General features: G+C 65.2%; 17 protein-coding genes. 6 read left to right on the top strand and 11 right to left on the bottom strand.

Going from position 1 to position 22,285, the window contains the following annotated elements:
- Window positions 1–8: 8 nt before the first annotated feature.
- From ACNFBT_RS23155 to ACNFBT_RS23115, 9 genes are all read right to left on the bottom strand, one after another.
- Window positions 9–1,409, bottom strand: coding sequence for a DUF1254 domain-containing protein (locus ACNFBT_RS23155; protein ID WP_416753073.1), 1,401 nt, complete (start codon window positions 1,407–1,409; stop codon window positions 9–11).
- Between the two features lie 44 nt (window positions 1,410–1,453).
- Complete coding sequence (locus ACNFBT_RS23150; RefSeq protein WP_416753072.1) at window positions 1,454–3,022, bottom strand: long-chain-fatty-acid--CoA ligase; 1,569 nt, start codon at window positions 3,020–3,022, stop codon at window positions 1,454–1,456.
- Window positions 3,023–3,107: 85 nt separating this feature from the next.
- Window positions 3,108–3,644: a DUF2889 domain-containing protein gene (locus ACNFBT_RS23145; protein ID WP_416753071.1), complete on the bottom strand. Its 537-nt coding sequence runs from the start codon at window positions 3,642–3,644 to the stop codon at window positions 3,108–3,110.
- Window positions 3,645–3,730: 86 nt separating this feature from the next.
- Window positions 3,731–4,882, bottom strand: coding sequence for an acyl-CoA dehydrogenase family protein (locus tag ACNFBT_RS23140; RefSeq protein WP_416753070.1), 1,152 nt, complete (start codon window positions 4,880–4,882; stop codon window positions 3,731–3,733).
- An 18-nt stretch (window positions 4,883–4,900) separates the two neighbouring features.
- On the bottom strand, window positions 4,901–5,731 hold the full coding sequence (locus tag ACNFBT_RS23135) for an SDR family NAD(P)-dependent oxidoreductase (protein WP_416753069.1): 831 nt from the start codon (window positions 5,729–5,731) through the stop codon (window positions 4,901–4,903).
- Window positions 5,732–5,768: 37 nt separating this feature from the next.
- On the bottom strand, window positions 5,769–6,188 hold the full coding sequence (locus tag ACNFBT_RS23130; protein WP_416753068.1) for a MaoC family dehydratase: 420 nt from the start codon (window positions 6,186–6,188) through the stop codon (window positions 5,769–5,771).
- Between the two features lie 10 nt (window positions 6,189–6,198).
- Window positions 6,199–6,639: a MaoC family dehydratase N-terminal domain-containing protein gene (locus ACNFBT_RS23125; RefSeq protein ID WP_416753067.1), complete on the bottom strand. Its 441-nt coding sequence runs from the start codon at window positions 6,637–6,639 to the stop codon at window positions 6,199–6,201.
- 10 nt (window positions 6,640–6,649) lie between these two features.
- Entirely contained in the window at window positions 6,650–7,837 is a 1,188-nt protein-coding gene (locus ACNFBT_RS23120; protein WP_416753066.1) for a lipid-transfer protein, read from the bottom strand.
- A gap of 127 nt (window positions 7,838–7,964) precedes the next feature.
- Window positions 7,965–9,092, bottom strand: a complete 1,128-nt coding sequence (locus tag ACNFBT_RS23115) for a CaiB/BaiF CoA transferase family protein (RefSeq protein WP_416753065.1) — start codon at window positions 9,090–9,092, stop codon at window positions 7,965–7,967.
- A 247-nt stretch (window positions 9,093–9,339) separates the two neighbouring features.
- On the opposite strand from ACNFBT_RS23115, the gene ACNFBT_RS23110 reads away from it, so the two are divergent.
- Window positions 9,340–11,979, top strand: a complete 2,640-nt coding sequence (locus tag ACNFBT_RS23110) for a LuxR C-terminal-related transcriptional regulator (protein ID WP_416753064.1) — start codon at window positions 9,340–9,342, stop codon at window positions 11,977–11,979.
- Here ACNFBT_RS23110 and ACNFBT_RS23105 read toward each other — a convergent pair.
- Window positions 11,976–14,393: a LuxR C-terminal-related transcriptional regulator gene (locus tag ACNFBT_RS23105; protein ID WP_416753063.1), complete on the bottom strand. Its 2,418-nt coding sequence runs from the start codon at window positions 14,391–14,393 to the stop codon at window positions 11,976–11,978. The two genes, ACNFBT_RS23110 and ACNFBT_RS23105, sit on opposite strands and share 4 nt — an antisense overlap.
- A gap of 260 nt (window positions 14,394–14,653) precedes the next feature.
- On the opposite strand from ACNFBT_RS23105, the gene ACNFBT_RS23100 reads away from it, so the two are divergent.
- The 5 genes from ACNFBT_RS23100 to ACNFBT_RS23080 all read left to right on the top strand — a co-directional run bounded on the left by ACNFBT_RS23100 (window position 14,654) and on the right by ACNFBT_RS23080 (window position 21,014).
- Window positions 14,654–16,504 (top strand): DUF1302 domain-containing protein, encoded by a 1,851-nt coding sequence (locus ACNFBT_RS23100; RefSeq protein WP_416753062.1) that lies wholly within the window; start codon window positions 14,654–14,656, stop codon window positions 16,502–16,504.
- Between the two features lie 25 nt (window positions 16,505–16,529).
- Window positions 16,530–17,894 carry a DUF1329 domain-containing protein gene (locus ACNFBT_RS23095; RefSeq protein ID WP_416753061.1) on the top strand — a complete coding sequence of 455 codons (1,365 nt, stop codon included), beginning with the start codon at window positions 16,530–16,532 and terminating at the stop codon, window positions 17,892–17,894.
- Between the two features lie 244 nt (window positions 17,895–18,138).
- Window positions 18,139–19,932: an acyl-CoA dehydrogenase gene (locus ACNFBT_RS23090; RefSeq protein WP_416753060.1), complete on the top strand. Its 1,794-nt coding sequence runs from the start codon at window positions 18,139–18,141 to the stop codon at window positions 19,930–19,932.
- Window positions 19,933–20,266: 334 nt separating this feature from the next.
- On the top strand, window positions 20,267–20,680 hold the full coding sequence (locus ACNFBT_RS23085) for a hypothetical protein (RefSeq protein ID WP_416753059.1): 414 nt from the start codon (window positions 20,267–20,269) through the stop codon (window positions 20,678–20,680).
- Window positions 20,681–20,834: 154 nt separating this feature from the next.
- Complete coding sequence (locus ACNFBT_RS23080) at window positions 20,835–21,014, top strand: hypothetical protein (RefSeq protein ID WP_152223748.1); 180 nt, start codon at window positions 20,835–20,837, stop codon at window positions 21,012–21,014.
- Between the two features lie 299 nt (window positions 21,015–21,313).
- On the opposite strand, the gene ACNFBT_RS23075 is transcribed toward ACNFBT_RS23080, so the two are convergent.
- The gene (locus ACNFBT_RS23075) at window positions 21,314–22,237 is read right to left on the bottom strand and encodes an NTP transferase domain-containing protein (RefSeq protein ID WP_416753058.1); all 924 of its coding nucleotides are present in this window, start codon (window positions 22,235–22,237) and stop codon (window positions 21,314–21,316) included.
- Window positions 22,238–22,285: the final 48 nt, after the last annotated feature.

Raw genomic sequence — 22,285 nt, 5'->3', positions numbered from 1 at the left:
CCTTCTCCTCATTCGACTCGTTGCAGCGCCGGCCGCTGCCAGCTTCCGGAAATCAGCTCCTGCTTCGGCCAGTAGAAACGCATGGCCAAAAGGAACGGCCCCTTGGGTACGGGAATCCAGTTGTGTTCGCGCTCGCCCCCCGGTGAGGCGTTCTGCAGGTAGAGCGTGAGGCCGCCGTCGGCGTCGCGCTGCATGTCCGGCAGCATCGGTGAATTGACCAGATAGCGCTGCAGAGGGTTGGCCACCAGTGCGCGCTCAGGCAGGGTGTAGGGTGTCAGCGACCAGAACGAATGCACCGGCGGAAGTTGGTCCTTGGCAAAACGCAGGACATAGCGATGACTGCCATCGAGCTTCTGTTGGCCGGCATCCTGGTTGTAGCTGGCGTACAGCGCCTCCTCGGCGGAGTTGCCGTAGATGCCGCCTACCGCGGCTGCCATCCGGTACAGATAATTTCCGGCAAGATGCTCTCGGGTCCCGAACACATCGCCGCTGGAGACCTTGCCGGCATTACGCAGACGCTCGAACCCGGCCATGGACTGGCTCCAGGCGTCGGCCATCCCCGCCTGCACGGCCTCACGCAGTTCAGGCGTCAGCGCCTGGAAGTCGAAAGTCTTGCCAGGGCCGATGTTCAGTCGGGCGAAACGCGCCATCAGCTCCTTCTCCGACGGCAGGGTCGGACAGTAGGTCAGGACGAAGTTGAGGACGTCGAAGAACTCCGGCGACTTGCGCTCCTGCTCCGCGCTCAGCGGCTTGATGAAGTTCAGCGCGGGAGCCGGCTGCGGCGCCACCTGTCCCAGGTAAGCCGACAGCGGTTCCACCTTGAATCCCGCCTGCACCTTGCGTACCCCTTCCATGTCCTGTGGATTGAACAGTTGGGTCCGATAGAAGACGAAGGCGAATTGGGTATCGGAGCGGATGACCTGGGCGATGCCCGCGGGCGTCGGCCCTTTCCAGTCGGGGCCGGCCAGCAGGTAGCGCGCGGCCCCGTTGCCGGTGGCGCGGCTGCCCACATAGGCGAAGTTGTAGGTATAGGCGTCGACGAACTGCAGCGAATAGTACCGTTGCGCCTCCACCTCGGGCACGCTCAGCACCAGTGGCTCGCTGCGCAGGTCGGCGCCCAGTTGCGAATAAGGCGTGTCGGCATTGGGCGTCTGGATCGCGGTATCCGCGGGCGTGTAGAGCCGCGCCTCGTTGTGCAGCCTGTTCCAGGGCGCCTTGAACTCGGGGTTGGAGCGGTCCTGGAAGTAGGTGTACTGGATGCGGTAGTTGTCTACCAGCGGGAAGCCATAGACATAGGCTTCGCGAGCGATGGCCCTGGCCTCTTCCGGGGTAGGCTGGCTGCCCCAGGCGAATCCGGCGGCGAGTAGCGCCACACCGGCTGCGAAGAAGCGAGTCGGATAAGAATGCATCGGCAATTTCCTTGTCAGCAGGGTTGCTTCGAGCCAAATCGGCATCAGGCAATGTTGCGCGCGTGCTTTTCCCAGTAGGGTTTGCGTAGTTCGCTCTTGAGAATCTTGCCGACGCTGGACAGCGGCAGGCTCTCGCGCACCTCGATGCTGCGCGGACACTTGTAGCCGGCGATTCGCTCCCTGCAGTGGGCGATGATCTGTTCCTCGAGCAGTTCGGCGCCGGGCTTGAGCACTATCACCACGTGCACGCTTTCGCCCCACTTATCGGAAGGAATCCCGATCGCCGCGCACTGCGCCACCGAGGGATGGCTGGCAACGGCGTTCTCGACTTCGGCGGAATAGACGTTCTCACCACCGCTGACGATCATGTCCTTCAGGCGATCGACGATATAGACGAAGCCGTCCTCATCCATGTAGGCACCGTCGCCTGTATGCATCCAGCCATCCTTGAGCACCTCGGCTGTCAGCACCGGCTGGTTGAGGTAGCCGAGCATCACGTTGGGACCGCGCACCACGATCTCGCCCACGCTGCCGCGCGGCACTTCCCGGTCGTTTTCGTCGACGATGCGCAGTTCGACGCAGCCGATCGCCCGGCCCGCCGAATACATCTTGCCGCTGGCCTGGTGCTCGGCGCTGTGGAACTCGGCATCGAGCATGGTGCCGCCGGTAGTCAGCTCGGTCATGCCGTAGCCCTGGAAGAAACGCGCCTTTGGGAACGCGATGCAGGCGCGGTCAAGCAGTGCCGGGGAAATGGGCGAAGCGCCATAGATGATGTTGCGGATGCTGGTCAGTTGCAGCGCTGCCAGTTCCGGATTGGCTTCGCGGGCCTGCAACATCATCTGGATCATGGTCGGCGCAAGCATCAGGTCGGTCAGTTGCTCCTCCGCCACCGCACGGATAGCCGCCTCTCCGCTGAACGCTGGGAGTATGACGTGCACGCCGCCGGACATGATGAGGCAGTACATCGCCGAGAAGTCCGCCAGATGGAACATCGGCATGGCGTGCATGAAACGGGCCTCACGCCCGAAGAAGCCTTTGTTGGCGGAGGCCATTGCGGCGAAGGCCAGGTTGTTGTGGCTGATCATCACGCCCTTGGGGAATCCCGTGGTGCCGCCGGTGTAGAAGATCCCTAGCAACGCATCGCCATGCCGGCGCACATCGGCCACCGGCTCGGCCCCGGCCAGCAGCGCCTCGTAGCTCAACATGCCCTCGGGGGTTTCCTCCTCGCCGACGTGGATCACATGCCGCAGGGTCTTGGCCTGCCGCATGATCGCCAGCCCCATGTCCTTGAAGGTGTCGTCGACGAGGAGAATCGAGGTGCTGGAGTCGTCCAGGGAGTAGACCACCTCGGCCACGCTCCAGCGGGTATTGACCGGGTTGAGGATGCCGTCGGCCCAGGGCACGCCCAGGCTGTATTCGATGTACTGGGGAGAGTTGCGCGACAGCATGGCCACGCAGTCGCCGCTCTGCAGTCCGAGCGCCTTCAGCGCCCCGGCAAGACGCGCGACGCGCCCGCCCAGTTGTGCGAAGGTCATGCCGCGCCCCTGGCAGCGAATCGCCTTCGCATGGGGCCGTTGCTGCATGTGGCGATGTAGACCTTGGGTGATGTACATGTCGTTCTCCAGTGTTCTTGTTATCGGGGAACACACTCGGCACACGGATGCACTGCGCTGGTGCTCGTTGCTTACTGATGAATCCTCATGGACCGGATAATTTCCTGGCGGCCGGACCACCCCGCCGATAGGCATGGCAGGTGCCCAGCACCTGGAGGATCGGATTGCCGTCGGTGGTGTCACCGGGCGCTTGCCTGCCGTCGTAGCGCAAGGTCATGAGTGTCTGGAATACCGTGGTTGCCATGGCCTGCACAAGATCGGTGAGGTGCGTACAGCCCCGTTCATCCCCCAGGCGCCGTAGCAGCTCGCGCCTGAAACCAGGGCCGACCTTCATGCCCTGAAGGTCCGCGTAGGCCGCGGCGATTTCCCCGCAATGCGGCGTCGGCGCGGAATCGCTGCTCGCCCGGGCCTCTCGCACTACCCAATCCTGGTCGACGACCAGGACGACCCGCATCTGGTGAACCGGTTGTCCGGCCGGCACCTGCTTGAACAGCAGGTGCAAGTCGTGAGTCTTGCGATCCAGCAGGCGCCCTTCAAACTCGTAAAGGCCATCGCTGCGGCGAAATCCCTCGCACACCACCTGGCGGGTATGCAGCGGATAGCGTTCCAGTTCAACCGGCATCAGAGTTCTCGCGTCGTCAATGACACCAAAGGTGACAGGATCACCCCTGGCGTCGCTCGGACCGGCACCAGGGTGCCGGTCACCGATTACAACGAACGGCCCACCAGCTCGCGCTGGATCTCGTTGGCCCCGCCATAGATTCGCGACACACGGGCATCGGCGAACATGCGGGCGATGGGGTACTCGTTCATGTAGCCGAAACCGCCGAAGAACTGCAGGCAGGTGTCGATGACTTCTCCCTGACGGTCCGTCAGCCAGAACTTGCCCATCGAGGCCAGGGTAGTATCCAGCGTGCCGTCCACCCAGCGCTGGACGATCAGGTCGGCCAGGGTGCGCGAAGCGAGCACGGTGGTTTTCACTTCCGCCAGGGTGAAGCGGGTGTTCTGGAACTCCAGGATCGACTTGCCGAACGCCTTCCGCTCCCGGGTGTACTCCAGCGTCAGGGACAGCGCACGCTCCATGGCGGCGGCGGCCTGGATGGCGATTTCCGCACGCTCGTAGGGCAGTTGCTGCATCAGCTGGATGAAGCCCTGCCCTTCCACCCCGCCCAGCAGGCAGTGCGCCGGTACTTCGCAGTCCTGGAAGAACATTTCCGAGGTGTCCTGGCCCGGCAGGCCGATCTTGTCCAGGCACTTGCCGCGATGGAAGCCGGGCGTCGCGGTGTCCACGATGAACAGCGAAATACCACGGGAGCCCTTGGCTTCCAGATCGGTCTTGGCCACGACTATCACCACGTCGCTGTTCTGACCGTTGCTGATGAAGGTCTTGGAGCCATTGATCACGTAGTTGTCGCCTTTCTTCACCGCGCGGGTCTTCACGCCCTGCAGGTCCGAACCGGTACCCGGCTCGGTCATGGCAATGGAGGTGATGATCTTTCCGGAGGCGATGCCCGGCAGCCACTGGCGTTTCTGCTCCTCGGTACCGCTGGCCAGGATGTAGTGGCCGACGATGTGGTTGATGCTCAGCGCGATGCTCATGGCGCCGGCATAGGTCAGCTCTTCCATGGCCACCGCGTAATAGGCCGGGGAGCCGTCAACGCCGCCGTACTCGGACGGCATGTCCGGCAGGATCATGCCCATCTCGCCACAGGCCAGCCAGGCCTCGCGGTCGGAGCGGTGCTGGGCACGCCATTTTTCTTCATGGGGCAGCAACTGCTCGCGGACGAAACGACGGATGCTGTCACGGAAGGCGTCCAGGTCGGCGTCCATCCACGGCGAACGATAATTTTCCACACGCATGTCAGGAACCTCCGCGGATCAGACGACAGTGCCCAGACCGCCGCCGCAGACCAGGACCTGGCCGGTGACGTAGTCGGACTCGGGAATGCAGAACAGGTATACCGCGCCGGCGGCTTCGTCCGGTGTGCCCGGACGCCCCAGCGGGGTCATGTGCCTGGACTGCTCGACCAATTGCGAGCTGATGCCCACGCGGATGTCGCGGCCCTCGATCTTGACGGTCTTCACCTCACCCTCGACCGGCACGGTCATGCGGGTTTCGATATGACCGTAGGCGACGGCGTTGACGTTGACCTTGTGGCGGCCCCACTCCTTGGCCAGTGCCTTGGTCAGGCCCATCACACCCGCCTTGGCGGTGGAGTAGTTGACCTGCCCGGCGTTGCCGCTGGCCGAAACCGAGGAAATGTTCACCACCTTGCGGTTGACCACCCGGCCCTCGGCCGCTTCCAGCTTCGCCGCCGCGCTGATGACCGGGTAGGCGGCGCGGAGGATGCGGAACGGCGCGGTGAGGTGGCAGTCCATGATGGCGTACCACTGCTCGTCGGTCATTTTCTGGATGACGTTGTCCCAGGTGTAGCCGGCGTTGTTGACGATGATGTCGATGCCGCCGTAGTTTTCGACCGCGGTCTTGACGAAGCGCTCGGCGAAATCCACCGCGGTGACGCTGCCGATGCAGGCGACGGCTTCACCGCCGGCCGCGCGGATCTCCGCCACCACTTCTTCGGCAGGCGCCGCGTCCAGGTCGTTGACCACCACGCGGGCGCCCTCGGAGGCCAGCTTCAGCGCGACGCTGCGGCCGATTCCACGACCGGAGCCGGTCACCAGGGCTACTTTTCCTTCAAGCTTTTGCATGTTCGTTCTGTTCCTGCTGTTGGATTCGTTGGATCAATCAGGCCAGCGCCACGACGGCTTCGCCGACGATCTTGGGCTCGCCATACTGGTTGCCGCACTGGATCTCCAGGCGCACGCGCTTCTCGCCGTCCTGCTCGAACTTTTCGGCGATCCGTCCGCTGAGATGCGGGATGTGCCCCAGTTGAGTGATACCGACGAAGCGGACCGCGAGCCGGCGCATGCGCGGCTGCGGCACCCACTGGGTGAGCAGGCGCCCCAGGTAGGCGGCGGACAGCATGCCGTGGGCGAACACGTCGGGCTGGCGCGCCTTGCGGGCGAAATCGATATCGATGTGGATCTGGTTGTGGTCGCCCGAGGCACCGGCATAGAGCGCCAGCATGGTGCGGTTGATCGGGCGCAGCTTGAGCAGCGGCAGCTCATCGCCAACCTGTACGTCGCTGTAGAGAGGAATGTTCATCGGAGTGACCTCAGCGCTGTACGAGCGAAGAACGGATGTCGGCGACATGCTCGCCATCCTGGTTGCTGACACGGGTTTCCTGGACCACGAACTGCAGCGCCCCGCCCTTCTTCTCGTACACGTCGACGATGCGTGTATCGAAGGTCAGAACGTCACCGGCAAAGGCCATGCGGTGGTAGATGAACTCCTGCTCGGCATGCAGGATGCGGCCGAGGTCGAAACCCATCACTTCCTCGACGATGGCCTGCGGATTACGGCCTTCGCTTTCCAGGCACATGAGGAAGGTCGGCGGTACCGGGAGCGCTCGATAGCCCGCGGCGTGCGCGGCCTCTTCATCGAAATAGACCGGATCGGTTTCACCGATCGCTTTGGCGAAGAAGCGCAAACGGCCCTTCTCCACCTCGCTGGTGGTGACGCCGGTGGAGCGGCCGATCAGAGACTTGTCTGCCATGCTCGCCTCCTCAGCCACGCCCGTAGAGGGTCACGACGCCGGCGCCGCCCAGGCCCAGGTTGTGCTGCAGAGCGTGCTGCAGCCCCTCGACCTGACGCTTGTCCGCCGTGCCGCGCAGCTGATGGGTCAGCTCGTAGCACTGGGCCAGGCCGGTGGCGCCCAGCGGATGGCCCTTGGACAGGAGGCCACCGGACGGGTTGACCACCACCTGGCCGCCGTAGGTGTTGTTGCCGTCCATGACGAACTTCTCGCCCTGGCCGACCTTGCAGAAGCCCAACCCCTCGTAGGTCAGCAGTTCGTTATGGGCGAAGCAGTCATGCAGCTCGCAGACCCGGATGTCTTCCGGACCGACGCCGGCCTTCTCGTAAACCTGCTGCGCGGCGGATTGGGTCATGCCGACGCCGACGATGCTGATCATCGAGGGCGGATCGAAGGCTTCCGGGGTATCGGTGGCCATAGCCTGGGCCAGGATGCTCACGTCGGTGCGCAGGCCGTGCTTCTTCGCGAAACGCTCGGAGACGATAATCGCCGCGGCGCCGCCACAGGTGGGCGGACAAGCCATCAGACGGGTCATTACCCCTTCCCAGACGACCTGATCGGCCATGACTTCTTCGGTGGTGACCACCTTGCGGAACACCGACAGCGGGTTGTTCGCCGCGTGACGGCTGGCCTTGGCACGGATCGCCGCGAAGGTCTCCATCCGCGTGCCGTACTTCAGCATGTGCTCCTTACCGGCGCCGCCGAAGAACATCAGTGCCCCGGGCATGCCAACGCCTTCGGGGAAGACTTCCGCCGCCGCCTCGAAGCCCTTGCCCATGGTGGTGGGGCGGTCCGTCCAGAAATTCTTCAGCGCGCCGGGCTGCATCTGCTCGAAGCCGAAGGCCAGGGCGCAATCCACCGCCCCGCTCTCCACCGCCTGGCGCGCCAGGTACAGTGCGGTCGAGCCGCTGGCGCAGTTGTTGTTGACGTTGATGACGGGGACTCCCGTCATGCCGACCTCGTACAGCGCCGACTGACCGCAGGTGGAGTCGCCATAGACGTACCCGGCGTAGGCCTGTTGCACCAGCTCGTAACCCAGACCGGCATCCTTCAACGCGAGACGCACGGCTTCGGCGCCCATCTCGATGTAGGAGCCGCTGGCGCCGGGCTTGGCGAACGGAATCATGCCCACACCGGCAACATAGGTTTTCTGCGACATCGCGATCTCCAGTGATCATTGTTCGGAAGGCGCGCTCGAACCGGCGCGTCCTTCGACCATGGTCATGCAAGCGGGGCGGACTGTATCCCGCCCGGAAGGGGTGGGCGGCCCAACCCCCTCCACCCCGTCAGGCAATCGCCCCGGCGGCGCGCAAGGCCGCAACCGCCGCCGCGTCCAGCCCCAGTTCGCGGAGAATCTCCTGGGTCTGCGCGCCGTTCTGCGCCAGGCTTCCCGGTGCGGAGGGGGTGCGGCTGAAACGTGGCGCGGGCGCCGGATAGACCCCCTGGGCGTCATGAATGAAGGTGCCGCGCGCGCGCAGGTGCGGATGGTTCGGCGCCTCGTCGAAGTCCAGCACCGGTGCGAAGCAGACATCGGTGCCTTCCAGCAGCAGGCACCATTGCTCGCGGCTGCGCCGACGGAATACCGCCTCCAGCTTGCTGCGCAGCGCCGGCCATTGTTCGCGGTCCCATTGCCGCTCGAAGGCGGGATCGTCGATCTCGCAGAGCTCCAGCAATTGCCGGTAGAACTGTGGCTCGATGGAACCGATGGAAATCCATTGGCCGTCCGCGCAGGTGTAGCAGCCGTAGAACGGCGCGCCGCCGTCGAAGATATTGCTGCCCCGCTCCCGCCATTCGCCGCGCTGGCGGAATTCGTAGTACATGGTGGACATCAAGGCCGCTCCGTCGGTGATCGCGGCATCCACCACCTGTCCCTTGCCCGAGCGCTGCGCCTCGAACAACGCCGCCAGCACACCGACCACCAGGAACAGCGCTCCACCGCCCATGTCGCCCACCAGATGCAGAGGCGGCGTGGGCTCGCGATCGGCATGCCCCATGGCATGCAGGGCGCCGGTCAGCGCGATGTAGTTCAGATCATGGCCGGCCACCGGCGCCAGGCTGCCGTTCTGCCCCCAACCGGTCATGCGTCCGTACACCAGGCGCGGATTGCGCTGCAGACAGACTTCGGGCCCCAGCCCCAGGCGCTCCATGACACCAGGACGGAAACCCTCGACCAACACGTCGGCGCTGTCGATCAACGCCAGCAGGACATCTGTCGCGCCCGGCTTGCGCGGGTCGATGCCGAGGCTGCGGCGCCCCCTGCCGATCACGCTGCCGTCGCCATTGAGGAAGCCCGATTGCAACCGGTCCACCCGTATGACTTCGGCCCCCATGTCCGCCAGCATCATCACCGCGAATGGCGCGGGGCCGATCGCATTCATCTCCACTACCCTGATTCCCGCCAATGGTCCCGCCATGCCTTTTCCTCTTGTTCTGGGTCGATCGGTTTTCCGGACGAGCAGCGCCGTTGCAGGCTGCGACAAGAGACACTAAATGGCGCGACAGCAGGCGCAATCGCTCGAATGGCTGAGTGGGCGGAGCGAGGTGGCAAGCCTCGGCCGGCATGGCAATATGCGCGCAGGATGTTCAGAGGGAGCCCATTGCATCATGGCCGAGCAGCAGTCACTCCTGGCACTCCTGGCGCGCACGCCGGAAGAGCACGGGATGCCCATCGAAAGTCGCGGCGAGTCGAGGATGACCGCCGACCTGCTGCAAGGCAGAACCCGGGCTCCGGTTGCGGGCAAGTCTCACCAGCTTCGGCCGCAACTGCTCGCCCGCATCGAGGCCCACCGCGATGCCCGCCTGGTCCTGATCCGTGCTCCCGCCGGATTCGGCAAGTCCACCCTGATGGCGCAGCTGCATGCACTACGGGATAACTGTGCCTGGCTCAGCCTCGACCTCGCCGACAACGATCCCCAGGTGCTGACCCAGGCCCTGGCGCTGAGTCTGGATGCGATGCTTGGCGAAACCTCCTCGCTTCAAGGGGCGGAGACGCAGGTGGGAACGCTGCTGGCGAGGCTGGAAACGGCAAAGCCGTTCACCTTGTTCCTGGACGAATTCGAGGTCCTGCAGACCGCCGGGACACTCGAACTGCTGCGCGAGCTGTGGGAAGCCTTTCCTCCCGGCGGCCAGCTCGTCATCGCCAGCCGCAGCACGCCCAACCTCAAGCTCGGCCAGCTGCGGGTCCAGGGCCAATTACTGGAGTTGAACGCTGACGCCCTGCGCTTCGACATCGATGAAACCCGGCTCTTCCTGCGCGAACGCCTGGGGGGCGTCCTCGAGGAAAGCGCGATCGAGACCCTGCAATTACGCACGGAAGGCTGGGTGACCGCCCTGCACCTGGCCACGCTGTCCCTGCAGGACCGCCGTGACCCCGGCGCCTTCGTTGCCACCTTCAGCGGATCGCAGCACGAACTGGCGGAGTATCTCACCGAGGATATCCTGGCCCACCTGCCGGACACCCTGAGCGACTTCCTGCTCAGGACCAGCGTGCTGGATCGCTTCTGCGCGCCGTTGTGCGCCACCCTGACCGGCCGCGGCGATGCCGTCGACCTGCTGGAGCAGATCCAGCGCCTGGGGTTGTTCCTGATACCGCTGGACAATCAGGGCGAGTGGTTCCGCTATCACCGGCTCTTCGCCGGCTTCCTCCGCCACGTGCTTTCCCGACGGCCCGAAGCAGAGCTGAAAGCCCTGCATCGCACCGCCGCTCAATGGCATCTTCAGCACGGCATCCCGCTGGAAGCCATCGAGCACCTGCTGAAGATCGACGACGCCAGTGCCGCGGTCCAGCAACTGGCTCAACACCTGGACGCACTGCTCAACAGCGGACGCTATCGCGCGCTCCTGCGCTGCATCGATCAGCTGCCCGTTGCGCTGGTCGACCAGCATCCGCGCCTCGCGCTGGTGCATGCCTGGACCCTGCTGCTGGCTCGCCGCTACCAGCAGGCGCTGCAGGTGGTGGAGCGCAACCCGAGCACCCCGGAGGGCAAAGTCATCCAGTGTGTGCTGCTGGCCTTCAGCGACCAGATCGAGGCCACCTGCGAGCTCGGCGGCCCCCTGTTCGCCAGCCTGCCGGAAGCGGAAATCCAGCAGCGCGGCCTGCTCGGTATCTGCCTGGCCTACTGCCTGTTCGCCAGTGGGCACACCGAGCAAGCGCGGGAGGTGCTGGCGAGCCTGGCGCGCTCTTCCGGGCAGAGCACGCTGGTCGTGGTGGAGTCCTTGACCGACAGCATCGAGAGTGTGATCGAGCTGGTGCAAGGCAATCTGGCGGCGGCCCGCGCACGCGTGAAAGCGGTCGTGCACCGGCGTTTGCGAGACTCCGGGGAGCAATGGCTGGCCGGGCGCATATCGGTCGACGCCATGCGGGCGCAGGTTCTCTATGAAGCCGATGAACTCGACCAGGCGCAACACATCCTGCTCAATGCCCCGATCTTCGCCACGCTCAGCGCGGGGCCGGATGTCCTGATCAGCAGCCACATAATGCTCGCGCGCATCGCCTACCTGCGGGGAGACCGGGCGGGCTGGATGAACCAGCTCGCGGGCCTGGAGCAACTGGGCCGCCAGGGCGGCCCCTGCCGCCTGCTCTGTGCGGTCTGGCTGGAGCGTGCACGCATCGCCACCCTGGAAGGCCAGTTGGACCAGGCTGCCCAGGCGCTGCGCTCGGCGGAATTCAACAATGGCTGGGAACGCCCCGGCCTGCTGCTGTACGGGAACGACGTCGACACCCTGTTCATCGCCCGGCAGCGTTGGCGCATCGCCCGAGGCGAGTTCCAGCCGGCGGCCCGGGACCTGCGCGATGCGCTCGCCGAGGCCGGGCAGCGCGGCCACTGGCGCCGCGCGCTGAAGCTGCGCCTGCTGCTGTCCCTGGCGTTGTACACCGGCGGCCAGCAGGAGGAAGCCTTCGAGGTGCTGGTGCCGGCACTGCAATGGGCCAGCCGTGAAGGCTTCGTGCAAACCTTCGTCGAAGAAGGCGCACGCCTGGGGCACTTGCTGCGGGACTGGATGATCAAGGTCGGCCCTGCCTGCAGCAGCCTGGAGATTACGGCCGACTTCGTGCATCGCCTGGTGCAGAAGACTGGCGGCACACTTAGCAGCGCCGGAGACGACAGCCAGCCGCTCAGCCCCCGCGAGCTGGATGTCCTGCGGCTGCTCGCCGGCGGCAATCGCAACCAGTCCATCGCCGACCGCCTCTGCCTGTCGCTGCATACGGTGAAAACCCATTTGCGCAACATCAGCAGCAAGCTCGGCGCAGAAGGACGCACCGAAGTCATCGCCATCGCCCGCGCGCGGCAGCTGATCGACTAGGCCAGCAGCCCGAGCTCCCGCGCACGCCGTACCGCCTGGGTACGGCGCTTGACGCCGAGTTTATGGTTGATGTGAATGGTGTGGGCCTTGACCGTGTTCAGGGAGATGAACAGCCGGCCGCTGATTTCCTGGTTGGTCAGGCCTTCGGCCATCAGTTGCAGCACACCCATTTCCCGGGGGGTCAGTACACGCGTCAGCGTCGCATCCGACAACTCTTCGCCGGCGCCCGTCGGCAGCCATGGACCATCGCCGCCCACCCCCTGCCGAACCAGGACCAGCATCTCCGCACGCGAACGGGTCAGCCCGGCCAGGCCCCTTCTTTCGCAAGCCTCGCGCCAATTGCGCGAGGCCTCCAACGCAGCCTCCCGGCGCCCCAAGCCCTCCAGCGTCAGCGCCAGCACCTGCTGGGCGCGGTAGCGCAGGGACGGCGTGTTCAAGGGAGGCAGAACACCCGGCCTGGACAAGCGCTCCACCAGTTGTCGGGATGGCTCGAGAATCTCCGCCCAGCGCTGCCGACGCACACCCAAGCGCAGCTCCTGCAAAGCGAGCACCGGCTCGTAGCACACCGCTTCGGCGCGCATGCATTGCAGGTGGCGGCGTATTTCGCGCAGACAAGCCTCCGCCCGCTCGACATCGCCGCCGCGCGCGGCCGCTTCGGACAATCCGACGCCGGCATGCAGAAGGAAGGGATCGCTGCAACTCCGTGCATACTGGTAGCCACGACGGAATTTCACTTCCGCATCCGCCAGATCCCCCTGCAGCAGGGCAAGCTCCGCCTGCAGCAGGTACAGGCGCCCGGCCAGCAGCGGATGCTCCATGCCCTGGGCTTCCAGCAATTGGAAATCATGGCGAAGCAGATCCGCCGCCAGGGTCCACTCACCGGTCATGATCAGCAATCGAATGCGGTCGGCGTCGATCAGCACTTCACTGGCCAGGCAGCCCTGGCGGCGAGCCAGCCGCACCGCCTGGTCGAGCAACTTTTCGGATTGCGCGACCTGCCCCTCGGACATGGCGATGCGCGCCAGGGTCGAATAGCACAGGTGGACCGATTGCCAGTCCCGCGCATCCAGATCGCGCAGCGCGGAAAGGCAGTGCTCCCGCGCCTGCTCGGCGTCACCTCGCAGCCCCAGCAGCGAGCCCTGTAACGCCTGCCAGTTGGCCGGCATACGGCGCTGGCGGCCGGCGCTGGGTTGCGGCAACTGCCAGGCCAGCCGGCCGATGCAGGCTTCGGCTTCCTCCAGGCGCCAACTGATCAGCAGGGCCTGGGCATTGAGATAGATAAGGAACGGAGTGCTCTCCAGCAGCCCGCAGGACAGCCGCTCGCGCCAGCTCAACCAGCTGTCCAGGTTCCTGCCGGCATACAACCAGGCCAAGTGGACCCGCTCCATGTAGCAGGCGGCGGTTTCCACCTGCCCCTCCTTGAGCGCCAGCTCCACCGCCTCACCCACGAACCCCGCCTCGCGCAGCAGGCGACAGCCCTGCAGGCGCAGCCGGCTGGCTTCCCGCGGCGGCAGTTCATCTTCCAGCGCCTTGGCGAGCAGCGGTTGCAATTGCCACCAGCGCGCCTCGGCACCCAGCGGCAGCAACAGGCCCAGCGGCAACAGCTGCCCGGAAAAATCCCGGCTCGCCTCCAGCTCCGGCCAGAGTTCGGCGCACAGCGCCGACGACAACCTGGGCAGATGGGCGGCGCCAAGCAGCATGGCACGTTGTGCCGTGGTCAGACGCGCCAGCACGGTCTCGCGGACGTACTCCCGCTGCATCATGGCCTGCGACCGCCCCCTCTCCCCCGGGCTGCGCAAGCCCAGGTGCACCATGGCGGGCCAGCCTTGTGTCGCATCCCACAGGTCTTCGATGGAAGACTCTCGGCTGCCGCCAGCGGCCAGACCAACCAGACGCTCGAACTCCTCCCGGGTGAACGCCAGGCTCGCCGCGCCCAGCTCCACTACGCCGCCTTCCAGGGCCAGCCTCGCCAACTGCCAGCGCGGACGCTGCCGGGTGCTGATCCACAGGCGTATCCGTGGACCACATTCCTGCAGCAGGCGCAGTAGCCAGTCATCCAGTTCACCGGCGGCGGCTGGGTAGTCGTCGAGGATCAGACAGCGCGGGACGCTCGACTGGCACAGCTGCATCCGCAGGGCTTCCGGCGTGATCCTCGGCGCAAGGCCGAGCTGTTCCGCCAGCAGGTGGGTGAGCTCCTCCACCTCAAGGCAGCGCCCATGCAGGGCTACCCAGGCATGCCCCGTTTCCGCCGGCATCTGCGCCAGGCTTTCACGCAGCAGCGCCGTCTTGCCGAAACCGGCGGGCGCCGCCAGCAGACACAGGCGGGGCGCCGCGATGACCTGACAGCTCAGGCGCTCGCGCGGCAAATGAATGGCCGGGACGGAAACCAGGGATGACAGGGTGGGAAATGTCATGGGTCGAACACCGGAATGACGATGATCCGATCCTTGGCCTCGGCGCGCCGCTTTACCATCAGCCATTCGAGGTATTTGATCCAAACGGTTACAGCGCCGGTTACCTTTCTTCTCCCCGCCAATGCCGGATGCCCCAAAGCCTGCACCAACGAGTGCGTGGGTAATGCGTGAAATTACCTGAACAGGCAATTCAGGGCCGCTGTACGACTTCATAGCATGGCCACTCCACTGACTCATCGAGCGTTTCACTGGAGTACCGCATGACTACAAGAACAAGAAAGAACGGCGCGTTCCAGCCGCGCTTGCTGGCCATCGCCGTCGCCGTGACCTGCGGTGGGCAGGCCAACGCAGTCGACTTCAATATCGGGGAGATCGAAGGCAAGCTGGACTCATCGCTGACCTTCGGCACCAGCTGGGCCACCAGTTCACCGGACAAGCAGTTCATCTCGAACTTCAACTCCATGGGTGTCCATGGCGGCAAGTCCGCATCGCGCACCACCGACGACAACCGCCTGAACTTCAAGAGCGGCGATAACATCTCCACCGTCGTCAAGGGTATTCACGACCTCGAGCTCAAGTACAAGGACAGCGGCGCCTTCCTGCGCGGCAAGTACTGGTACGACTTCGAACTCAAGGACGGCCACCAGCGCTTCTACGACATCGACGACCACGGTCGCGACCAGGCCGCCAAGAGCTCGGGGGCGATGCTCATGGACGCCTTCGTCTATCACAACTACAACCTGGGCGACTTGCCGGGTAACGTTCGCCTGGGCAAGCAGGTGGTGAACTGGGGCGAGAGCACCTTCATCCAGAACGGCATCAGCTCGATCAACCCGATCGACGTCGCCGCGCTGCGCCGTCCGGGTTCGGAAGTGAAGGAAGGCCTGGTGCCGGTGCAGCTGTTCTATCTCTCCCAGGGGCTTACCGAGAACATCACCGCGGAAGCCTTCTACCAGATCAAGTGGGACAAGACGGTCACCGACAACTGCGGCACCTTCTTCGGCAGTGACGGCGTGGCCAAGGGCTGTGACGACCGACTGGTCGCCGCCGGTTACGACCTGGCGCCGGGCGATGCCCGGAACACGGGTGGCGCTGCCGCGCTGGCCAATGGTCTCGACGATGCCTATATCCCTCGCGCCAAGGACAACGATGCCCGCGACAGCGGCCAGTACGGCCTCGCCCTGCGCTGGTTCGTGCCCCAGCTGAACGAAACCGAGTTCGGCGCCTACGCGATGAAGTACCACAGCCGCAACCCGTTCCTCAGCACCGTGCGCACCACCAATGCGAACGCCGCCAACTCCCTGGCGTCGATTCGCGACACCAAGTACTTCATCGACTATCCGGAAGATATCCGCCTCTACGGCCTGAGCTTCGCCACCAACCTGGCGGGGATTTCCTGGGGCGGTGAAGCCAGCTACCGGCCGAACATGCCGCTGCAACTGAACACGGCGGACCTGCTCAGCGCCACGCTGACTCCGGTAGGCAGAGCCTCACTCTCCCCGCTCTATACCACCGGGTTCTCCAGCGACGTACCAGCCGGCGGCGTGGTCAACGGCTATGACCGCAAGCCGGTACTGCAACTGCAGACCACCGTGACCAAGCTGTTCAACCAGGTCTGGGGCGCGGACCGTCTGACCCTGGTCGGCGAGGTCGGCTACAACCGCATCAACGGCCTGGGCGATACCGACGGCACCGACCTGCGCTTCGGCCGCAGCCCGGCCTTCGGCTCCGGCATCCTGCCCGGCCCGACCGGCGAGGCAACCTGCAAGGGCACCAACATCGGCCTGGCCAACGCCAGCAACCCGGCGCAGCAGTGCAACAGCCACGGCTTCTACACCACCGACTCCTGGGGCTACCGCGTTCGCGGGCAACTCGATTACCCGAACGTATTCGCCGGCATCAACCTGTCGCCCAACCTCGCCTGGTCCCACGACGTCGAAGGCACCGGGCCGAACTTCGAGGAAGGCGCCAAGGCGGTCAGCCTCGGCCTGAACGCCGACTACCAGAACACCTACACCGCCGCCGTCAGCTACACGAACTACTTCGATGGCAAATACAACACCATGACCGACCGCGACTTCGTCTCGCTGAGCCTTGGCGTGAACTTCTAACCCGTAACCACGGAGACGCATCACTATGAAGAACCCCCTGATCCTGGGTAGCGGAGCGCTGGCGCTGTCGCTGCTGGCCAGCGCTGCAGTGGCAGCCATATCCCCACAGGAAGCGGACAAGCTCGGATCCAGCCTCACGCCGATGGGCGCGCAGAAAGAGGGCAATGCCGACGGCAGCATCCCCGCCTGGACCGGTGGACTGAAGCCGGGCGCCGCAACGGTACAGAACGGTTTCCTCGGCGATCCCTACGCCAGCGAAAAGCCACTGTTCGTGATCACTGCCGCCAATGCCGAGCAGTACAAGGAGAAGCTGACACCCGGCCAACTGGCGCTGTTCAAGCGCTACCCGGACAGCTACAGGATTCCCGTCTACCCGAGCCACCGCAGCGCTGCGGCGCCGCAGGCCGTCTATGACTCGATCAAGAAAGGCGCCACCCAGGTGCAACTGATCAACGACGGCAACGGCCTGTCGAATTTCGACACCCACTACACGCCCTTCCCCATTCCCAAGAGCGGCGTCGAGCTGGTGTGGAACCACGAAACCCGCTATCGCGGCAGCAACTTCCTGCGCTATACCGCCCAGGTCGTTCCCCAGGTCAACGGCGACTTCACCCCGGTCGGTTTCAAGGAGAGCGTTGGTTTCCCGCAATCCATGGGCGACAACGATCCGTCAAAATCCTCCAACATCATGTATTACTACAAGCAGGAGGTCATCGCCCCGGCACGCCTGACCGGTACGGTGAACCTTGCCTACGAGACCATCGACCAGCTCAAGGAGCCGCGCCAGGCGTGGACCTACAACGCCGGCCAGCGCCGCGTCCGCCGCGCCCCCGAAGTGGCCTACGACGGTCCGGGCAGCGCCGCCGACGGCATGCGTACCGCCGACAACTCCGACCTCTACAACGGCGCGCCGGATCGCTACGACTGGAAGCTGATCGGCAAGAAGGAAATCTACATTCCCTACAACAGCTACCGCATGATGTCGCCCAAGCTGAAGCTTGCCGACCTGGTGCGCCCCGGCCATCTCAACCCCGACCACGCCCGCTACGAGCTGCACCGGGTCTGGGAGGTGGAAGGTACGCTCAAGCCCGGCGCACGGCACGTCTATGCCAAGCGCCACATGTACTTCGACGAAGACACCTGGGCGCTGGCCGAAGTCGACCATTACGACAGTCGTGGCCAGCTCTGGCGCGTCGCTGAAGGCCACCAGGCCACCGACTACCAGCAAGGCATCAGCCTCTACGCGGCTCAGGCGCTCTATGACCTGATCGCCGGTCGTTACCTGGTGATGAACCTCATCAACGAGGCCAAGCAGGGTACCCAGTACGACCAGAAGTACACATCGAACGATTTCACCCCCGCCGCACTGCGCAACTCGGGCATTCGCTGACTGCCAAGGGGCGCTCCGTTCACGGAGCGCCCCTTGCTTTGCGACCTTCCCCGCCCAAACGCACCCTCCCAGACACAAATCCGCGTCAATGCTGAAAACTTCCGACGCTCGGCGCAGGTCCATTCTTTAGCGCTGATTGCACGCCCCACTCGAAGGGAGTGGCGCTGCATTCAACGTGTGTCCGCTTGAATGTGGACCTTCGTACACAACCAAGCCACGCAGCTGGCTGCACAGGAGTTCCGAAATGAGTGAATACGTCGCCCCGCTGCGAGACATGCAGTTCATCCTGCGCGAGCTGCGCCTGCTGGATGCCCTCGCCGATTTGCCCGGTCACGAGGACATGAACGCCGAACTGGTGGCGGCCATCCTCAACGAAGCCGGCCGCTTCGCCCAGGGCGTGCTGTCGCCGCTGAACGTCGTCGGCGACCGCCAGGGCGCACGCTGGCAGGATGGCCAGGTGAGTACCGCCGCGGGCTGGCGCAATGCCTACGAACAGTTCGTCGCCAACGGCTGGAACGCCCTCTCCTGCCCGTCTGACTTCGGTGGCCAGGGTGCGCCAAGGCTGGTCTCGGCGCTGGTGGAGGAAATGTGGAACGCCGCCAACGTCGCCTTTGGCCTCTGCCCGATGCTCACTCGCGGCGCCATCGAGGCCATCGAGCTGCGCGGCTCGGATGAACTGAAGCAGACCTGGCTGCCGAAACTGGTGAGCGGCGAATGGACCGGCACCATGAACCTCACCGAACCCCAGGCCGGCTCCGACCTCGCCGCCGTGCGCAGCCGCGCCGAGCCGCGAGGCGACGGTACCTACAAGGTGTTCGGGCAGAAGATATTCATTACCTACGGCGAGCACGACCTCACCGATAATATCGTCCACCTGGTGCTGGCCCGCGTGCCCGGCGCGCCAGAGGGCGTGAAAGGCATCTCGCTGTTCGTAGTGCCCAAGGTGCTGCTGAACGCCGATGGCAGCCTGGGCGAGCGCAACGACGTGCGCTGCGTGTCCATCGAGCACAAGCTCGGCATCCACGGCAGCCCCACCGCGGTGCTGGCCTTTGGTGACCACGGCGGCGCCACCGGCTGGCTGGTGGGCGAAGAGAACCGTGGCCTGGAATACATGTTCATCATGATGAACGCCGCCCGCTTCTCGGTCGGCATGGAAGGCATCGGCCTGGCCGAACGTGCCTACCAACGGGCCGTGGCCTACGCCCGCCAGCGTATCCAGGGCGGCGAAACCGGCAGCGCCAGCCGCGACAAGGTAGCCATCCTGCGCCATCCCGACGTGCGCCGCATGCTGATGTCGATGCGTTCGCGCATCGAGGCCATGCGCGCCCTGGCCTGCGAAGTGGCGCTCGCCATGGACGAGGCCCACGGCCACCCCTCCGGAACTGTGCGCCGCAAGCGGCAGGCCTTCGTCGAACTGATGATTCCGGTGATCAAGGGCTGGTGCACGGAAAACGCCGTGGACATCGCCTCCCTCGGCGTGCAGGTCCACGGCGGTATGGGCTTCATCGAGGAAACCGGCGCAGCCCAGCATCTGCGCGATGCGCGGATCACGCCGATCTATGAAGGCACCACCGGCATCCAGGCCAGCGACCTGATCGGCCGCAAGATCGCCCGCGACCGGGGCGAAGCGGCGGCCGAGCTGATCGCGCGCATGCGTGATGCCCAGCAAGGCCTGCCGGACGAGGACACACAGCTGGCGGGCATACGTCATCACCTGTTCCTGGCCGTCAACGCCCTGGATGACGCCGTGACCTTCGTCGTCAACCACTACGACCATCAGGTACGGCTGGTGGCGCTTGGCTCCGTACCGTTGCTGGAACTGTTCGGCATCGTCGCCGGCGGCTGGCAACTGGCAGGTGCCGCACGGATCGCCCAGCAGCATCTGGCTGCAGGCAGCGGGGATACCGCGTTCTACCGCGCCAAGCTGCGCACCGCGCAGTTCTACGCCGGGCACATCCTCACCCGCGCACCGGGGCTGGCGCAGAGCATCATCGACGGCAGCGATGCCGCCCTGGCCATGGATGACTTCGCGTTCTGACCGCCATGGTGTTCGCCGCCCGTCCGAAGTCCGGCCGGGCGGCCTCGAAGTGTAACGCCAGCTTTACACCCTTCCGACAATACGCCATTCCTGCCCTGCACCGGTGCCATGCCATGCGGCAGAGCGCTTGGCTATTTCCACCTGCAGCCTTATGCGGGATTGCTCGTTGACAGTCCGGTGGCGCTTAAGTGAGATGGCCTTTCGTTCAGGCAAATGGCATTGCCGGCTGACCGATGTGAGGGTTGTAGTTGCTGCGATGCCGCGATGACGAAGCTCAGGCGATCCCGACGGTCGCAAGGGTTTCATTGATTCATCGACACAGGAGAGGCCGGCGATGCATAACCAGGCAACCCGGAATACCCCGGAAGTCGATTTCGACGATCAGTTCTTCCTCGCCTTCGAGATCCAGGTCCTGCAGAAGGCCCTGCCCGCTTTCGAAGAAGCCTCGCGCTTCGCCCGCGACCGAGGTCTGCGCTGTAGCGTGGAACTGGTCACCAACGCCGACGGCCACCCGGAACTGAGCCTGCTCGCCCGGCAGCGCGATGACTTGCCGGACAGTTGCTATCGCCTCATCGCCGACCCCGAGACCCAGGGCATCGTCCATGAGGAGTTCACCGCCGTCAGTCGGCGTACGCGGCGCCAACCCTCGCACCTGGCATCGCTCAACGCACAGATGCTGGAGATGCAGCTGGCGACGTTCTTCATGCATGCCTTCGGTATGCGCCTGGACTACGCAACAGAACGTTGACCGGCTTCCGACCCGCCGGTCGTCGGATCGGCCAGGTCGTTCCGTCGGAGCAGCCCGGCAAAGGATGATTTATGGCAACGCCGAGACAGCGAGAGTCGCTATCATTCGCGGCCTGTGCGCCACTTTGTGCGTGTTTCTCCGCTGTCGCTTTGCCATGAATGAATTCCTCGTGCATTTCAAGGACGGTCACTGCCTGGGCAAGACCGTACTTCGCTCGTTCTCCCGCCACATGACGCTGTCCGAGGCGCGCGTGCGCCTGCAGGCCTGCTACCCGCTGCGCGTCCCGCACCTGTTGAGCATCCTGCACCTCACCCCGATGCTGCCGGGCCGCTGAGCCTACCCCTGGCGCTTCCCTCCCCCTTACCGACTGCTGGACATCCCCCGGCATCGTAGGGCGTACAACCGTTCGCGGTTGTACGCCGATTCACCGTACCTGTCGCCAGCGCCAGGGCTGAACCCGGATCTGCCTGAAATCGCGGTCAAACGGCGTATAACGTCGAACGTTATACGCCCTACCTTCCAGCGACATGGGTTTGCCGTGGATGGGCTCTCGTAGGAGCGGATCTTATCCGCGAATGGGATTTCCCCCCGCGCGCCGACCGTGAATGACCACGCCAGGGACGCGACTGGCCGTCACTCCAGACTGACCGCCTCCAGCCGACTGAACGCCGGTACGCGCACGCCCGCGGCCACCCGCACGCCGGGGCCGAACACCACGCAGGGCTCCACCAGCACGTCGGCATCCAGCTCGGTGTCGGCGCTGAAGTACACCGATTGCGCGTCGGCCAGGGTCACCCCGGCGCGCATCGCCTGCTGGCGGCGGCGGCGCTGGAATACCTGCTCGGCGGCGTGCAGTTGCTCGCGATCATTGACGCCGAGGATGTCTTCTTCATCCACCTCCACCGCCGTCACCTGCAGCCCCGCACGGTTCGCCACTTCCACCGCGTCGGTCAGGTAGTACTCGCCCTGGGCGTTGGCGTTGCCGATGCGTTCCAGCAACCACAGGCAATGATCGGCGCGCAGGCCCATGACACCGCCATTGCACAACCGCACCTGCAGCTCCTCCGCCGTGCAGTCCTTGGCTTCGCGGATCGCCCGCAGGTTGCCGTCTTCCACCAGCAACCGGCCGTAGCCGCCCGGACGCTCGGTCGTGAAGCCCGCCACCGCTACCGCCGCCCCCTCGATCAGGGCCGCGCGCAGCTTGCCCAGGGTTTCGACGCTGACCAGCGGCGAATCGCCGAACAGCACCAGCACGCAGCCTTCGCTGTGTTCCTCCAGCGCCGCACGCGCTGCCAGCAGCGCGTGGGCGGTGCCCAGGCGTTCGCGCTGGACGTAGCGCCGCGCCCCAGGCGCATGGCGCGTCAGGTACTCGCCCACGGTCGGCGCGTCCGGACCCTGCACCACTGCCACCTGGTTCACCCGCGCAGCTTCACAGGTGGCCAGCACATGGCCCAGCAGCGGCCGGTGGCCGACGCAGTGCATTACCTTGGGCAGCGACGAGCGCATGCGCGTGCCCTGCCCGGCGGCAAGAATCACCGCCAGAGTCGAATAGTTCATAGGGCCTCCTCGGCGCCTGTCCAGGTTCGAGCCGCTACTGCGGCTCGA

Source organism: Pseudomonas sp. NY15181 (genome assembly GCF_048068055.1).
In the GTDB taxonomy this organism is placed as follows: Bacteria; Pseudomonadota; Gammaproteobacteria; order Pseudomonadales; family Pseudomonadaceae; genus Pseudomonas.
The sequence above is the reverse complement of the archived record's forward strand: the minus strand, read 5'-3'. Positions and strand labels throughout refer to the sequence as shown.

Coding starts and splice junctions, on each gene's coding strand:
- ACNFBT_RS23155 (WP_416753073.1), bottom strand. CDS start 1,409: ATGCATTCTTATCCGACTCGCTTCTTCGCAGCCGGTGTGGCGCTACTC.
- ACNFBT_RS23150 (WP_416753072.1), bottom strand. CDS start 3,022: ATGTACATCACCCAAGGTCTACATCGCCACATGCAGCAACGGCCCCAT.
- ACNFBT_RS23145 (WP_416753071.1), bottom strand. CDS start 3,644: ATGCCGGTTGAACTGGAACGCTATCCGCTGCATACCCGCCAGGTGGTG.
- ACNFBT_RS23140 (WP_416753070.1), bottom strand. CDS start 4,882: ATGCGTGTGGAAAATTATCGTTCGCCGTGGATGGACGCCGACCTGGAC.
- ACNFBT_RS23135 (WP_416753069.1), bottom strand. CDS start 5,731: ATGCAAAAGCTTGAAGGAAAAGTAGCCCTGGTGACCGGCTCCGGTCGT.
- ACNFBT_RS23130 (WP_416753068.1), bottom strand. CDS start 6,188: ATGAACATTCCTCTCTACAGCGACGTACAGGTTGGCGATGAGCTGCCG.
- ACNFBT_RS23125 (WP_416753067.1), bottom strand. CDS start 6,639: ATGGCAGACAAGTCTCTGATCGGCCGCTCCACCGGCGTCACCACCAGC.
- ACNFBT_RS23120 (WP_416753066.1), bottom strand. CDS start 7,837: ATGTCGCAGAAAACCTATGTTGCCGGTGTGGGCATGATTCCGTTCGCC.
- ACNFBT_RS23115 (WP_416753065.1), bottom strand. CDS start 9,092: ATGGCGGGACCATTGGCGGGAATCAGGGTAGTGGAGATGAATGCGATC.
- ACNFBT_RS23110 (WP_416753064.1), top strand. CDS start 9,340: ATGCCCATCGAAAGTCGCGGCGAGTCGAGGATGACCGCCGACCTGCTG.
- ACNFBT_RS23105 (WP_416753063.1), bottom strand. CDS start 14,393: ATGACATTTCCCACCCTGTCATCCCTGGTTTCCGTCCCGGCCATTCAT.
- ACNFBT_RS23100 (WP_416753062.1), top strand. CDS start 14,654: ATGACTACAAGAACAAGAAAGAACGGCGCGTTCCAGCCGCGCTTGCTG.
- ACNFBT_RS23095 (WP_416753061.1), top strand. CDS start 16,530: ATGAAGAACCCCCTGATCCTGGGTAGCGGAGCGCTGGCGCTGTCGCTG.
- ACNFBT_RS23090 (WP_416753060.1), top strand. CDS start 18,139: ATGAGTGAATACGTCGCCCCGCTGCGAGACATGCAGTTCATCCTGCGC.
- ACNFBT_RS23085 (WP_416753059.1), top strand. CDS start 20,267: ATGCATAACCAGGCAACCCGGAATACCCCGGAAGTCGATTTCGACGAT.
- ACNFBT_RS23080 (WP_152223748.1), top strand. CDS start 20,835: ATGAATGAATTCCTCGTGCATTTCAAGGACGGTCACTGCCTGGGCAAG.
- ACNFBT_RS23075 (WP_416753058.1), bottom strand. CDS start 22,237: ATGAACTATTCGACTCTGGCGGTGATTCTTGCCGCCGGGCAGGGCACG.